This window comes from Pyrococcus yayanosii CH1 (assembly GCF_000215995.1).
Classification (GTDB): domain Archaea; phylum Methanobacteriota_B; class Thermococci; order Thermococcales; family Thermococcaceae; genus Pyrococcus; species Pyrococcus yayanosii.
In genome coordinates, this window is the sequence record NC_015680.1 from 84,457 (window position 1) to 98,817 (window position 14,361).

The 14,361-nt window shown below is 52.7% G+C and carries 16 protein-coding genes; 5 read left to right on the forward strand and 11 right to left on the reverse strand.

What is annotated here, in order from left to right; all coding sequences use genetic code 11:
• Positions 1-17: 17 nt before the first annotated feature.
• Positions 18-1,151, forward strand: coding sequence for a tRNA (guanine(10)-N(2))-dimethyltransferase (locus PYCH_RS00415; RefSeq protein ID WP_013904859.1), 1,134 nt, complete (start codon positions 18-20; stop codon positions 1,149-1,151).
• Here PYCH_RS00415 and PYCH_RS00420 read toward each other — a convergent pair.
• Genes PYCH_RS00420 through PYCH_RS00435 form a run of 4 tightly spaced genes read right to left on the reverse strand, consistent with a single transcriptional unit; the run spans position 1,148 to position 3,926 of the window.
• On the reverse strand, positions 1,148-1,363 hold the full coding sequence (locus tag PYCH_RS00420) for a hypothetical protein (RefSeq protein ID WP_013904860.1): 216 nt from the start codon (positions 1,361-1,363) through the stop codon (positions 1,148-1,150). The genes PYCH_RS00415 and PYCH_RS00420 overlap by 4 nt on opposite strands.
• A complete protein-coding gene (locus PYCH_RS00425) occupies positions 1,364-2,269 on the reverse strand; it encodes a pantoate kinase (RefSeq protein WP_048058127.1) in 906 nt (301 codons plus the stop codon).
• On the reverse strand, positions 2,269-3,102 hold the full coding sequence (gene xerA, locus PYCH_RS00430; RefSeq protein WP_013904862.1) for a site-specific tyrosine recombinase/integron integrase: 834 nt from the start codon (positions 3,100-3,102) through the stop codon (positions 2,269-2,271). The genes PYCH_RS00425 and xerA overlap by 1 nt, the downstream gene beginning before the upstream one ends.
• Positions 3,099-3,926, reverse strand: coding sequence for a toprim domain-containing protein (locus PYCH_RS00435; protein ID WP_013904863.1), 828 nt, complete (start codon positions 3,924-3,926; stop codon positions 3,099-3,101). Before PYCH_RS00435 ends, xerA begins: the two co-directional genes overlap by 4 nt.
• 148 nt (positions 3,927-4,074) lie before the next feature.
• Between PYCH_RS00435 and PYCH_RS00440 the strand changes: the two genes are divergently transcribed.
• Positions 4,075-5,280 carry a methionine adenosyltransferase gene (locus tag PYCH_RS00440; protein ID WP_013904864.1) on the forward strand — a complete coding sequence of 402 codons (1,206 nt, stop codon included), beginning with the start codon at positions 4,075-4,077 and terminating at the stop codon, positions 5,278-5,280.
• On the opposite strand, the gene rsmA is transcribed toward PYCH_RS00440, so the two are convergent.
• Complete coding sequence (gene rsmA / locus PYCH_RS00445; RefSeq protein ID WP_013904865.1) at positions 5,267-6,094, reverse strand: 16S rRNA (adenine(1518)-N(6)/adenine(1519)-N(6))-dimethyltransferase RsmA; 828 nt, start codon at positions 6,092-6,094, stop codon at positions 5,267-5,269. The genes PYCH_RS00440 and rsmA overlap by 14 nt on opposite strands.
• 2 nt (positions 6,095-6,096) lie before the next feature.
• Positions 6,097-6,714, reverse strand: coding sequence for a DUF655 domain-containing protein (locus PYCH_RS00450; protein WP_013904866.1), 618 nt, complete (start codon positions 6,712-6,714; stop codon positions 6,097-6,099).
• 103 nt (positions 6,715-6,817) lie between these two features.
• Between PYCH_RS00450 and PYCH_RS00455 the strand changes: the two genes are divergently transcribed.
• Genes PYCH_RS00455 through cyaB form a run of 3 tightly spaced genes read left to right on the forward strand, consistent with a single transcriptional unit; the run spans position 6,818 to position 8,953 of the window.
• Entirely contained in the window at positions 6,818-7,855 is a 1,038-nt protein-coding gene (locus tag PYCH_RS00455; protein ID WP_013904867.1) for a lysyl aminopeptidase, read from the forward strand.
• A 5-nt stretch (positions 7,856-7,860) separates the two neighbouring features.
• On the forward strand, positions 7,861-8,409 hold the full coding sequence (locus tag PYCH_RS00460; protein ID WP_013904868.1) for an archaemetzincin family Zn-dependent metalloprotease: 549 nt from the start codon (positions 7,861-7,863) through the stop codon (positions 8,407-8,409).
• A complete protein-coding gene (gene cyaB / locus PYCH_RS00465) occupies positions 8,402-8,953 on the forward strand; it encodes a class IV adenylate cyclase (protein WP_048058128.1) in 552 nt (183 codons plus the stop codon). The genes PYCH_RS00460 and cyaB overlap by 8 nt, the downstream gene beginning before the upstream one ends.
• On the opposite strand, the gene PYCH_RS00470 is transcribed toward cyaB, so the two are convergent.
• The 5 genes from PYCH_RS00470 to PYCH_RS00490 all read right to left on the reverse strand — a co-directional run bounded on the left by PYCH_RS00470 (position 8,883) and on the right by PYCH_RS00490 (position 14,317).
• Positions 8,883-9,704: a pyridoxal-phosphate dependent enzyme gene (locus tag PYCH_RS00470; RefSeq protein ID WP_013904869.1), complete on the reverse strand. Its 822-nt coding sequence runs from the start codon at positions 9,702-9,704 to the stop codon at positions 8,883-8,885. The two genes, cyaB and PYCH_RS00470, sit on opposite strands and share 71 nt — an antisense overlap.
• A gap of 126 nt (positions 9,705-9,830) precedes the next feature.
• Complete coding sequence (locus tag PYCH_RS00475) at positions 9,831-10,832, reverse strand: ABC transporter permease subunit (protein WP_237698673.1); 1,002 nt, start codon at positions 10,830-10,832, stop codon at positions 9,831-9,833.
• Positions 10,833-11,019: 187 nt separating this feature from the next.
• Positions 11,020-12,009 carry an ABC transporter permease subunit gene (locus PYCH_RS00480; RefSeq protein WP_013904870.1) on the reverse strand — a complete coding sequence of 330 codons (990 nt, stop codon included), beginning with the start codon at positions 12,007-12,009 and terminating at the stop codon, positions 11,020-11,022.
• On the reverse strand, positions 11,982-12,833 hold the full coding sequence (locus PYCH_RS00485) for an energy-coupling factor ABC transporter ATP-binding protein (RefSeq protein WP_013904871.1): 852 nt from the start codon (positions 12,831-12,833) through the stop codon (positions 11,982-11,984). Before PYCH_RS00485 ends, PYCH_RS00480 begins: the two co-directional genes overlap by 28 nt.
• Positions 12,830-14,317, reverse strand: coding sequence for a TrkH family potassium uptake protein (locus PYCH_RS00490; RefSeq protein ID WP_013904872.1), 1,488 nt, complete (start codon positions 14,315-14,317; stop codon positions 12,830-12,832). The genes PYCH_RS00485 and PYCH_RS00490 overlap by 4 nt, the downstream gene beginning before the upstream one ends.
• Positions 14,318-14,361 lie beyond the last annotated feature (44 nt).

Genomic DNA, 14,361 nt, shown 5'->3' on the forward strand with positions numbered 1-14,361 from the left:
TCTTTTCTGGTGGGAGCATGGAGCTAGTAGAGGTTAAGGAGGGTAAGGCAAGGGTTCTCGTTCCGAAGGCGGAAAGCATATACAATGCTCCAGTCTTCTACAACCCTCGGATGGCCCTCAACAGGGACGTGGCAGTTCTCCTGCTCAACCTCCTCAAGCCGGGAAAGGTTCTCGATGCTCTTGCCGCCACTGGCATAAGAGGCCTCCGCTTCGCCCTTGAGACTCCCGCAAAGGAGGTCTGGCTCAATGACATAAGCGAGGAGGCCTACGCACTTATGAGAAGGAATGTGGCCCTCAACTTCGGCGAGGAGCCCATCGTCAAGGGAGAGAGGGCCTATCTTCAAGCCGATAAGCTAATCGTTGTGAACAGGGGCGACGCTAACAGGCTGATGGCAGAGAAACACCGCTACTTCCACTTCATAGACCTCGACCCCTTCGGCTCTCCCATGGAGTTCCTTGACACTGCCCTGAGGGCCGTCAAGCGTAAGGGCATCCTTGGGGTTACGGCAACCGATGCTGCTCCACTCTGCGGGGCCCATCCGAAGGCCTGCATTAGGAAGTACCTTGCCGTCCCCCTCAGGGGAGAGCTCTGCCATGAGGTAGGCACGAGGATACTCGTTGGCGTGATAGCGAGGTATGCCGCCAAGTATGATCTCGGGATAGAGGTGCTCTTGGCTTATTACAAAGACCACTACTTCAGGGCCTTTATCAGGCTCAGAGATGGTGCCAAGAAAGGTGATGAGAGCCTTGAGCAGCTCGGCTATGTTTACTTCGACGAGAGGACGGGTAGGTTTGATGTTGAGAGGGGCTTCCTCCCGACGAAGCCGAGCGCTTACGGTCCGGTCTGGCTCGGTCCTCTGAAGAGCGAGGAGCTTGTGGAGGAGATGATGAAGCTTGCGGAGGGAATGGAACTAGCCGAGAAGAAGAGGGCCCTCAAGCTCCTGGCCATCCTTAGGGAAGAACTCGACGTTCCCCTCTTCTACGACACCCATGCCCTCGGGAGGAGGCTCGGCATCCAGCCGAGGAAGGTGGGGGAGATCATAGAGAGGCTCAGGGAGTTGGGTTACAATGCTTCAAGGACTCACTTCTCCCCGACGGCCGTCAAGACGGATGCTCCTTTCGAGGAGGTCGTTCGTGCCATGGCTCGTTAGCTTCTCCGCCTGGCCCACTCAAATACCACTGTGGCGAAGAATCCGAGCCCAAAGGCCACGGGCCACGGAAATCTCTCGAAGAGTGCGAAGGCGAGGGCGGAACCACCGGCAATCCCGGCTGTGAGGATGGCCTCTTTCCTCATACCCCTGAAGCTAAGGTAGGCTGAAATGAATACGAAGGCCAGGGTGAGCCAGAAGAATACGTCCTTCACTTACTCACCCCCAATCCACCTTCCTACCACGGGTCTTCCCCAGTATATTCCGCAGAGCTCGTAGGGAAGGTTGAGGTCCATCATGAGGGCTTTAACATTCTTCACCTCGTTTTCCCTAACTAGGGCGAAGAGGCTCTTCCCCAGCATCACCATGGAGCTCGGAAGGCTAAGAACCCGGTCTATCTCGCGGGCGACCTCCAGAAGCTCACCCTCAAGCAGGCCCGTTCCTTCGGCGAACTCCCTGGCAAGCCTCATCATGTTCTCCGCCGTCGGCTCTCTCAGGAGCTTCTCCAAAGCTTCTTCACCGGCCCGCCTTATGGCCTCGATAACGTCTCCTTCAAGCACTTCCTTTGTGCCCATTCTGCCAAGGGGGATCGCGAGTACCCTGTATCCCTCGACCAGTATGTTATCCACAACCGCCACCCCCGGCCCTCCAGCTTTCACCCTCATCTCGATGCCGCCGTGTAGCTGTGCCACGACGTCGCCAAGACCTCCCCCGTGCCTCACCTCAGCTTCGTGAGCCGTCCTCGCGGCCTGAAGGAGGGTTCGGCCGAAGCGGTACGCAAGGGTTAGGGCCGTCCCGAGGGCTCCGCCGGCGCTGTTAGCAAAGCCGTGGCCGTTAGGGAAGTCAAAATACTGCCATATCTCAATCTCGCCGATAAAGTCTTGGGGCAGAAGCCGCTCCGCCACCCAGTAGGTTATTACGGCCTCTTCCCTTTTCACGGGCTCACCGTTGAAGGTCACGTGAATGTTACCCTCATGGCCCTCCTCTACACTCAGGAATACGTTCGTTCCCTTGTCGAGGTTTATTCCCGCTCCGAGGGAGCCGCTCTTCAGAGGGTCCTCCTCTATGACGGGCACGAAGAAAGCGGTTATGTGAGCCGGAACGAAGGCCCTTATCAGCATCAACCTACCCCCAGCTCCTCTATGAGCCTAGCCCTCTCCTGAGCCTCTCTTAGATGCCTGACGGTGACCTTCGTGTATATCTGTGTCGTCGCGAGGTTTGAGTGGCCGAGCAGCTCCTGAATCACCCTTATGTCGACACCCCGCTCGAGCATGTGTGTCGCGAAGCTGTGCCTAAGCCTGTGTGGCGTGACCTCAACGCCGGCCCTCTCCCCGTACTTCTTCAGCAGGTACCAGACTGTCTTCGGCGACAGCCTGTCCTTTCTCTTCCTCCTCTCCTCCACGAGCAGATATTCGCTGTCATCGTTCCTCGATTCGAGGTAGGCCCTTATCCCCTCTAGGAGGACCTTTGATATTGGAACCACCCTGTCCTTTCCGCCCTTGCCGCCTCGGACGATGATGAGGGAGCGCTCGAAGTCGATGTCGGATTTCTTCAGGTTGCAGAGCTCACTTACTCGCAGACCTGCACCGTACAGGAGGAGAACTATCAGCCTGTCTCTTCGCTTTGTGGGAGGAATTACGGAAAGAAGGCGCCTGACCTCCTCGACGGTAAGGCTCTTCGGCAGGGTCCTTGGAACCTTGGGACTCTTCAGTTTCTCAGCCTCCTCCTCCAGCCCCTCGAACCGAAAGTAGGCCTTCAGGGCTTGAACGACTAAGTTTATACTCCTCATGGAGTAGCCCTTCTTCCTGAGCTTGGCGAGAAATCGCAATGCCGAGCGGGAGCTCAGCTCACCCTCCTCCTCGAGGAACCTTGCCACGTAGTAGGTGTACATGCGGACAGTGTGTTCACTCTTGCCCTCCAGCTCGAGGAAGGTAGAGAACTCCTCGAGGCTCACTCGACAACCTCCTCTTCAACCTCGGGCCTCTCCTCTTCCTCTTGCTCCTCCTTGGCCTTGGTCTTCGCTATAATCATACTTAGGTAAACCGTCCTGAGGAGCTCCTCAACGAGACCCTCATCCTCTGAGTAAATGTATCCTTGGCCCGCTATCACTTTCCCAGCAAATCCAAGCTTCTTGACGGCCTCCGCTATGATTGATTCATCAGGTAGCTCAGCCTCGGGGAAGAGCTCCTTCCATTTCTCTTCGAGCTTGAATATGTTCACCTTCCTCTTTATTATCTGGTTTAGGTTCTCATTCTCCTCCCTCAGCCTCGCGTATTCAGCCTGAAGCTCCTCGTACTTCTTCTTCAGGTCCTCGAGCTCCTTCTCCAAGTTTTCCTTCTCCTTCTGGAGCTCCTCGTACTTGCCCTTAAGGTCGAGGAAGTCCCTCCTAAGGGCCATGTAGTCAGGAAGGAGCTGGAGCGCCTTCAGGCCGGCCCTGACGAGGGCATTCTTGAGCTCCTTTCTGACGAGCTCGACGTCCACATGTTCAAGGTCGTGGCCGAGGGGGAGCTTCATCCTCTCTATGTGGCCGACCATATCGCTGAGCTCTTGGAAGAGCCTCTCGGCGAGCTCCCTCCCAACCCTGTCGGCATCAGTTGCTATTATCAGCAGGTCAGCCCCTGCGGCCGCGCTCTTTGCTATATCGACGTTGGTCGTTGGAATTATGGAGGATATCGTTATGTTGTACTCGCTACCCAAGGCCAATCCTTGGAGGGCCTTACTGATGACCTCAACGTCGCTTGCCCCCTCCACGAGTATCCGGACGTCCACTATCGTCATTTCTATCCCCTCGGATTATCTCCTCGCTCGGCTTAATAATGGTTGTGGGAGATAACCACAAGTTATAAGAGTGTCCCCGTTTATATGCCGAAAAATATATAAGATGGGCACCTAAGTGCACCGTGCAAATCATAAGGAGGTGATGCTCATGGCTAGGAATATAATCGTTGAGGAGCTTGTAAGAACCCCGGTCGAGAAGCAGAAGGTGGAGCTCGTCGAGAGAAAGGGCATTGGCCACCCCGACAGCATAGCGGATGGCATAGCTGAAGCCGTAAGCAGGGCACTGTGCAGGGAGTACATCAAGCGCTACGGGATAATACTCCACCACAACACCGACCAGGTCGAGGTCGTTGGAGGAAGGGCATACCCGAGGTTCGGTGGCGGTGAGGTCATAAAGCCCATGTACATCCTCCTCTCCGGTAGGGCCGTCGAGCTCGTTGACAAGGAGATGTTCCCAGTCCACGAAGTAGCGATAAAGGCCGCCAAGGATTACCTTAGAAAGACCATAAGGCACCTTGATGTTGAGAACCACGTTGTCATCGATTCGCGCATAGGCCAGGGAAGTGTTGACCTCGTGAGCGTCTTCAACAAGGCCAAAGAAAATCCAATTCCGCTAGCGAACGATACATCTTTCGGCGTAGGCTATGCCCCGCTCAGCGAGACTGAGAGGCTCGTGCTGGAAGCGGAAAGGTTGCTCAACGGCGAGAAGTTCAAGAAGGAATGGCCCGCCGTTGGTGAGGACATAAAGGTGATGGGCCTTAGAAGGGGGGATGAGATAGACTTAACGATAGCCGCCGCGATAGTTGACAGCGAGGTTGCCAATCCGAACGAGTACATGGAAGTCAAGGAGGGCATCTACGAGGCCGTTAAGGAGCTCGCGAAGGAGATAACGAGCAGGAAGGTGAACATCTACGTGAACACGGCTGACGATCCTGAGAAGGACATTTACTACATAACCGTTACCGGAACCAGTGCCGAGGCTGGCGATGATGGAAGCGTGGGCAGGGGGAACCGCGTGAACGGCCTAATCACGCCCAACAGGCACATGAGCATGGAGGCCGCCGCAGGTAAGAACCCTGTCAGCCACGTCGGAAAGATATACAACCTCCTCGCCATGCTCATAGCCAGGGACGTCGCGGAGGCTCTGCCCGTCGAGGAGGTCTACGTCAGGATTCTCAGCCAGATAGGCAAGCCCATTGACCAGCCTCTGGTGGCCAGCATCCAGATAATCCCGAAGGAGGGTCACAGCGTCAGAGAGATGGAGAGAGACGCCTATGCCATAGCGGACGAGTGGCTCGCCAACATAACCAAGATCCAGAAGATGATACTCGAGGACAAGCTCACCGTCTTCTGAGAATTCCCTCTGCCTTCAAATACTCTTCTATTTCCTTCACGTTCTCGGGCGTTAGTTGGAAGACTCTCTTCTCGGCGTGGGGAATTGTCCTCAAAGTCGCTTTCAACTCCTTCGCATCTCCCTTCGTCAGGCCCAGCATGTGAATAGACTCCCTAAGGGCTTTTGCTACTACCTTTCTCCTGTGCTGGAAAAGGGCCTTCACGAGGTTCTCGTCGAGCTCGACTCGCTCACTCGGGGGCTTTGGTCTGATTACAACCACGGCCGAGTCAACCTTGGGCCTCGGATAGAAGGCTCCCCTCCCAACCCTCTCTGCTATCTCGGCCTCTGCAAGGGCTTGGACCATCAGGGAGAGGCGGGAGTAGTTCTTATCACCGGGCTTTGCCACCATCCTTAGGGCGAACTCCAGCTGATACATGAGGACGGCCACTTCGAACTCATGCCTTAGGAGCCGGAAGGTGAAGGGGGAAGATATCTGGTAGGGAAGGTTCGAGACAACCTTGTTGAAGGGAGGCCACTCCACCTTGAGGGCATCACCCTTTATTACCTCAACGTTCTTCCAGTCATACTCCTTCCTCAGTATCTCCACTAGCCGGGCATCCCTCTCGATGGCGTAGACCTTGCCGGCCTTCTCCGCCAACTTCTCTGTGAGAAACCCAAGGCCAGGGCCGACTTCGAGGACTGTATCTCTTTCTCCTATGGCCGCCCTCTCGACGCTTCTCTCTATGACGTCCTCAACTATGAGGAAGTTCTGGCCTAGATCCTCGTTGGGCCTGAGGCCGTATTTGGAAAGAAGATAGAAAAGCCGCTCCTTCATGTCTATCCACGGAATATCCTGTTGTGGCCGACGAAGAGGCGGTAGCGATCCTTTCCTTGGAGCTCATCGAGTATCCTCTTTGCTATCATCTTCACAGGATCCGGGAGCCCCTTAATTCTGTGCTTCAGATCCTCGAAGCTCTCGAAGGGCTTCTTCTCCCTCTCCTCGATGATCTCCCACATGTGCTTCTTCCCTATCCCGGGAAGTAGCTCCAGGCTGTGGAGCCTGTTGGTGATGGGAGGGGCCACGTTGAAGAACTTCACGAATCTCTCCTCGTTGTTCTTCACGATTTCCTCAAGCACGTAGGGGAGCTCGGCTTTTGCGGTGTCCGTCAGCTCATCGTAGCCCAGCTTCTTGTTTATCACGAGGATCTTGTCCCTGTTCCCCCTGCCGACGAACACCCTCTCATAGAGCATCAGGTCCGTCTTAGGAGTTACCTCGAGGAGAGTGAAAGCCTTCTCTCCTATAACCTGAGCCACGGGCTTTCCGAGGTACTGTCCCGTGGTCAGGTCGGGGTAGCCGTTAGGAAGGTAATCGAGGACGTAGGCGTATTCCTCATATTCTAAGTTCCTCTTCTTCTTGATGCTGGCGTGATAGGGATGCCTCCTGTGGTAATCCATAGTCAATCCCCCCGAGTTTTAGGGTCCGCCGGTTTTTATACTTTTGTCCCTGAGATAGATTTAAAGGGAGCGTGCCGAAAGATGTGCGGCGGAGGTGGTTCCCATGGTGGACTGGGCCCTTATGCAACGGGTTATAGAGGCTCCTGGAGTTTCAGGCTACGAGCACCTCGGCATAAGGGACCTGGTGGTTGACATCCTCAAGGAGGTTGCGGACGAGGTCAAGGTGGACAAGCTAGGTAACGTAATCGCAAGGTTCAAGGGATCTTCTCCAAAGGTCATGGTTTCCGCGCATATGGACAAGATAGGCGTCATGGTGAACCACATAGACAAAGACGGCTACCTCCACATCGTCCCGGTAGGCGGCGTCCTCCCTCAGACGCTAGTCGCCCAGCGCATACGCTTCTTCACAGAAAAGGGAGAGCGCTACGGAGTCGTTGGTGTTGTGCCACCTCACCTCAGAAAGCCCGAGGAGAGGAACAAGTCTGTTGACTGGGACGCGATAGTGGTGGATATTGGCGCTGGGAGCAAGGAAGAGGCTGAAGAGATGGGCTTCCGCATTGGAACCGTTGGTGAGTTTGCCCCCGCTTTCACACGGCTGAGCGAGCACCGCTTTGCTACGCCCTATCTCGACGACCGCATCTGCCTCTACGCCATGATTGAGACCGCTAGGAGCCTCGGGGAGCACGAGGCTGACATATATTTTGTGGCGAGCGTTCAGGAGGAGGTTGGGCTGAGGGGAGCCCGCGTGGCCTCCTATGCTATCAACCCGGAGATAGGCATAGCTATGGACGTCACCTTCGCGAAGCAGCCGGGCGATAAGGGGAAGATAGTACCGGAGCTGGGTAAGGGACCCGTCATGGACGTGGGCCCGAACATAAACCCGAAGCTTAGGGCCTTCGCTGATGAAGTTGCCAAGAAGCACGACATACCTCTTCAGGTGGAGCCTAGCCCAAGGCCCACCGGCACGGATGCCAACGTCATGCAGATAAACAGGGAGGGTGTTGCCATCGCCGTGCTCAGCATACCCATCCGCTACATGCACTCCCAGGTCGAGCTGGCCGACGCGAGGGACGTCGATAACACGATAAAGCTCGCGAAGGCTCTCCTCGAGGAGCTCAGGCCCATGGACCTGACGCCGTGATGGTTATGATACTCGTCGTCCCAATTGGAGGGACGCGGGCCGTCGCCAAAGAGATCGCGGCCCGTGTCTCCTCCTTCTACTCCCCTTTTGGCATCAAGGTCGAGGTTCACCCGGGAATTCCTGTGGACACATTCCTCCGCTTCTACGACCCCTTCCGGGGTCAGTTCCTCGGGAGGGGCTTCCTGCCCGAGCTGTCTCGGCTCTGCTCCTACTGCTCGGCCATCCTTGGCGTGGTCGACCTCGACCTCTATGAGCCAGGGCTCAACTTCATCTTCGGTCTCGCCAATTCATCTTTAAGGGCCGCCGTCATTGCCCTTCCACGCCTTCGGCCCGAATTCTACGGCCTTGCTCCCGACGAAAAGCTCTTCATCGAGAGGGCCGTTAAGGAGGCAATGCATGAGCTGGGTCACGTCTTCGACCTCGGCCATTGTCCGAATCCGAGATGCGTCATGCACTTCTCGAACTCCATACTGGACACGGACGCCAAGGGCTGGCTCTACTGCGAAAGGTGTTTAAGCCTTCTGAAGAAAAGGCTCTCGATGGGCCATGTTTGAGGTCGAGCTTAAGGGTTACGCCGACGATGAAATATTCGAGCGGGTGAGGGAGAGGTTCGAATTTATGCGTCGAGAAGTCCACGAGGACATCTACTATCAGCACCCCTGCAAGGACTTCTCCAAGACTGACGAGGCCCTGAGGATAAGGATAAAGCGGTTCAATGGACACTTTGAGGCCTTTCTAACCTACAAGGGTCCAAAGATAGAACTCACCTCCAAGACCAGGCTTGAAATTGAGGTTCAGATAGACGATGTGGACAAGTATTCGCAACTCCTTGAAGCCCTGGGCTTCCGCGAGGTGCTGACGGTCGTGAAGACGAGAGAAAAGTACTACGTGGAGAAGGGGATAACGATAACACTCGACGAGGTCGAGGGCCTTGGGAAGTTCGTGGAGATAGAGACACTCGTTAAGAGCCAGGAGGAAATAGGGGATGCCGTGAAGAAGTTGAGGAAAATATTGGAGGAGCTCGGCGTCACAAAACTGGAGAGACGCTCCTACCTTGAGCTCCTCCTAGAAACTTCTCAAAAAGTTCCACGTACTTGAAGCCGTCGTCCGGGAATATCAGGACCACCGTTCCCTCCGGCCTCGTCATCTCGTAGGCCTTCACAACTGCCCCAGAGCTCATCCCTATGAGCAGGCCGTCTCCCCTAGCCACTTTTACGACGCCCTCAAAGGCCTCCTTGGCAGTAACCTCGACGACCTCGTCAATCTCAACCTCCGATATCCACTTGGGGCCCGTTTCGAGCCTCTTTATTCCCGGTATACTCTCTCCCTCTGCCGGGACAACGCCGATAATCCTCGTCCCGTAGCGCTCCCTGAAGTACTTGGAGAGGGCCGCTATATGTCCGGACGTCCCTATGCCAGCTACTATGGCGTCGGCCTCTTTCCCTATGCTTTTCAACTGCTCCTCGAGCTCCTTTGCAGTTCCGTAATAGTGAGCCTCGAAGTTCGCGTCGTTCTCAAATTGGTTTAGATTTACTGCACCTTCCCTCGCCGCCTCCTCCTTTACGAACTCGACGAAGGCCCTGTCTATGGTCTCGAAGTCCGTCCTGACTATTTCGGCGCCAAAGATCCTTATGAGGACCTCCGTGGCCTTCGGTGTCGGCTTCGGTAGGTAGGCTTTAAACCTGTGGCCAAGAACCGCCGAAAGGGCTGCCATCGCGATTCCAACATTGCCAGAGCTGGCCTCATAGAGCCTCGTTCTCTTTCTGATATCCTTCATCATGTTGAAAACTGGCCTGTCTTTTATGCTCCTGCTGAAGGGATTGAAGAACTCAAGCTTCGCAAAATACATCCCCCCTCAGAGCTCTCAGCTTAACGAGGGGCGTTGGTTTATACTTTTCGAATAATTCTAGGGTGTTTGAAAACACATTCATAGTTCTTTCACCGACTAATTCAGTGTGGAGAAGCTTTAACTTCTTTATGATTCCGGCAAATTCTCCGAAAGAAGCGCGAGTCCTAGGCTTAGTAGTCCCATCGCGATGACGGGGGCGAGTATCCACCACCAGTTACTTCCGTACAGCACGCCTTCCCTCATAACTTCTATCAAATAGCTACCCCAGTTCACTCCGGGTGAAAGACCAAAGAATCCCAAAATTGAAATCTGGGATATAGTTCTTGCTATAATAAAAGTTACATGCCTCGCCGAAAATTCAAGAACAGGTTTGATGATGTACTTTCTAATGATCCAGGCTTCACTTGCCCCTAAAGCTAAGCCAGCCCTTGTGTACTCCATCGCCTTTTCCTTAAGGGTGATCATTTTTATTGACTTTGCAAACCTTCCAAACGTTAGTATTGTGAAAATTAAGACAAAATCCAAAGTTGAAACGTTGACGTTGTATCCGATCCCCTGTGTCGAGACTAGCCAAACAAGGACTACAAAGAAGGGTGGCATTGGAATCGCGGCTAGAACTTCAAGAATTAAGTCCATCCCCCTAATGTAAGCTGATATAATGCCTAGTGTTATTCCGAAAATTAACGTTAGTCCGCTTATAAGGAGGGAGAGAATTATCGTGTTGTTCATCCCAGCAACGAAGCCTACCCACATATCCCTCCCATATCTGTCAGTGCCAAGGAGCCCGTAACAATTCCCTTTAATCTCTAACCTTATATGTTGGTCGACCTCAATTCTGAATATGTATTCGCCCTTCAAGACATCAAAATCTTCGGTAGAGAAGAGCAAGAAAGTTGCCGTTTTTAGAACTGCTTTTTCAGGTGGAATATCAAGCTGGGAAACTATTGCATGCTTTGCATAAATGTTCAATGAGAGTCTTTCTTTCTTAGATGGAACTTTGAAAGTTACTTTTTTCCCATCTGGCCTTATTATGGTTATCAAGCTGCCCTTTGGAACGTCATAAAAAACAACGTCGTTAGGCCAGTCGGTGTATTTATGCACGTATCTAACTTCTCTAATTCCTTCCAACTTTAGGTCTCTTGTTTTGTCATAAAGGTAACATAGCCAGTTGGGATACGCGGATTTTGGATTGTCAACTCAGTAATTTCCGTTATTCCAGTTTCTGATGTCTTCACTCTTGACTGATAGATTAGAAAACACGACGAATATCGTGAAGAGTGCTAAGATACCAAGGCCTAACCTTCTACTGCCCATTTTAACTCACCCTGGGATCTAGGATGCCTCTTATCGTCTCCAGCAGTATGGAAATTAAGAATAGAATTGTCATTATAGTTAACGTAACGACGAAAAACAAGTGATAATTAAACCGAACTATTACTCCATAGGGGGGCACTATTTCCCTAACAAAACTCTGCTTTAGAAGCGATCCAAGTCCTCCAAGTCCAAAAAGCACGTCAATTGCCACAAAATCTGTAAACAGCTCTCCAAACTTTTGGAAGCTGAAGGAACTAAGTGTTATTGCAATGTTTCTCAATACGTGCTTCCGCACTATTCTTTCTGGTAATCCTTTGGCTCTATCCGCTAGCGTGTAAGGCATAGTCAATTCCTTTGGAGCTTCGTATGAAACGAAGTTGGCTATCTCCCATACGTAAATGAGGACTAGCGTTGTCACAGGCAGAACATATCTTGTTAATGAAGGTGCACTTATCGCAATATCAGAGATTGAGAGGATCTTAAGTTTTGTCACAAAAATGAGTATTAGTACAACCCCCACCCACCATGAGGGTACTCCGGTAAAGAATCTAGCCATGACACCTATAGCTTTGCTCCTAAGGAATTTAAGACCTAGGAAAGTTCCTATTAGCAATGCAATGCAAAAAGATCCTGCCATTATGCCCAAGCTTACTAGAATAGCCCTACTTAGATCTAAATTTGGTGTGTTCTTAAGGTACAACTTGGATCTCCTTAGCATTCCGAGGCCAACTAAGATTATGTTATTGCTTTTGCTAACCCTTGATAGCAGGAGCCTATAGTAATACTCTTCTGGAGATATGTTCTCTTTGCTTGCGTTCTCAACTAATTCCCGATAGAAATTTTGATTCGTGACTTTTATATAATCAACAGCCTCATTTGCGTATATTCTACTGATTTTCATTCCCACAGCTCCGGCGATTATTATCATTAGGAGGAATAGCGTGAGGTATATCCCACTTATCTTTAGGATTTTCTCCGCTGATATGCCCATCTCAACACCTCCACAATTCTCTCTCTATCGAAGATAATTTTATCTGTTAGCCCCATCCTCTTAAGCTCATAACTAATTTTAATCCTTGCCGGTATCCTCACTCCAATATTTTCCAGTACTTCAACATTTTCGAAGACCTCTTCTGGCTTACCCTCCATAAGAATCCTCCCATTATCGAAGACAATTATTCTGTCGGCGTACTCGAGAAGGTATTCCGTGTTGTGTTCCACGAGGATGACCGTAATCTTCTCCTCCCTATTGAGTAAGGCAATAAGACTGAGGACTTCCTTCCTCCCAAGAGGGTCAAGCTGGGCCGTTGGCTCATCGAGGACGAGAACCTTCGGCTTCATAACAAGCACGCTGGCGATGGCGAGCCTCTGCTTCTCCCCCCCACTGAGGTTCGGTGGAAATTCGTGCCTTTTGGCCCAGAGTCCCACGAGCTTGAGAGTCCATCTTATCCTCCTCTCCATTTCCTCCCTTTCAATCCCGAGATTCTCGAGGGCAAAAGCAACCTCATCCTCCACCGTCATGTTGAAAAGCTGGGCGTCGGGGTTCTGGAGAACGAGGCCGACTCTCGTCGATAAGGTGGCGACGCTGTGCTCTCGAGTATTGAGGCCGTCCACGTAGACGTTCCCCCTGAACTCTCCCTTAATCGAGTGGGGGATTATCCCGTTGAGAGTCAGGCAGAAGGTTGACTTTCCGCTCCCACTCGGTCCCACTATCCCGACGAACTCCCCCTTTCTCACGGCCATACTGATGCCCCGAAGGGAGGGCTCGGGGCTGTGGGCATAGCGGAAGCTCACGTTTTCGACCTCGATTATCATCTCTTGAACACCCTTGGCAGGATCATGGCTAGGCCCACCACGAACACGAGCGTCGAGAATATCTCAAGTCTACCAATCCACATGAGAACTATAAGGAGGATCTTGACATCCACGGGAAGTGCGGGGGAGGTTATTCCCACGCTGAGACCGACGTTGCCTATAGCCGAGGCAGTTTCAAAGAAGGAGTTGGCAAATCCTTCTCCCAACCTGAGCATTATATAAAGGGTTCCGAGGACGAGGAAAGCGAAGTATGTCATGGTGAAGCTGAGCACCTCCTGAACTTCCTCCTCCGAGAATTCGTAGTCGGCAACTCTCCTCTTTATTACGGCCCCCTTTGGCAGTATTGCCTGCTGTATCGTCCATTTGAGGCTCTGAAAAGTTATGACGATCCTGATAAGCTTTATCCCACCCGCCGTGCTTCCTGCACCTCCGCCTATCACCATCAGCAGGCCGATGAGAACCTTTGCAACCTCAGGATAGGAGGAAAGGTCATCTATGCTAAAGCCTGTGCACGTGATAGCTGAGACGGCGTGAAATATGGCTTCCCTCAGGGCGGTTATGGGATTTAGATTTCCAAACCGATAAAGGGAGTAAACCATGGCCGGTATTATCATGCCGAGGAAGTAGAACATGTACTTGACCTGGATGTCCTTGAAGAACTCCTTGAGGGAGCGGTTCTTGAAAACCCTATAGTGGACGGTGAAGTTAGTTGCGCCAAGTATCATCAGGAATATTGTGATCGTCTCTATGGCGAGAGAATTGAAGTAGCCTATGCTGAGATCGTGGGTGCTCATACCACCCGTTCCAAGGCCCGTCATGGAGTGCAGGAGCGCGTCAAAGGGGGACATTCCGTTCAGGTAGTAGAGGTAAGCGCCGACGAGCGTCAGGACGGCGTATATCTTAACGATTATCTTCGCGGTATTGGCAAGGTTGGGAAGTATGCGCTCGCTCCTAGCCTCGGCCCTGTAGAGGCGGGCGGCGGCCACACCCGGCCGGATGAGTATCGTGAGGGCCACGAGTATTATGCCTATGCCGCCGAGCCACTGCATCCAGGCCCTCCAGAAGAGGAGAATGTGAGGTTTGCTCTCAAGGTTGCTCATCATGGTAAGGCCCGTGCCCGTCCATGCGCTCATCGTCTCGAAGTAGGAGTCCACGAAGCTCATCTTAGCTATCTTCATGAAGGGTAGGACGCTGACGAAGGAAGCGAAGAGCCAGACGAAAGCTGATGCAATCATGGCCTGCCTCAGGTTCACGTCCTCGACCTTCTCGATGTGCCAGGAAAGGAGGCTTCCAAGAAGTATGCTACCAACGCCGGGCCCGATATAATAGGGGGCGAAGTCTATCTCCTCCGGATAGAACCATAATATGAGCACAGGGACGAGGTAGGCTACCCCAATGCCCTGCAGAAGGGCCCCTATCAGGTTCCTTATGACGAAGATGTCATCGGAGACGTTTATAAAGCGGCCGAGTCTGAGCTTGGCCATGGCTCCCGGCCGTTATATTCTGGCCCCCAATAAAAAGGTTTTTC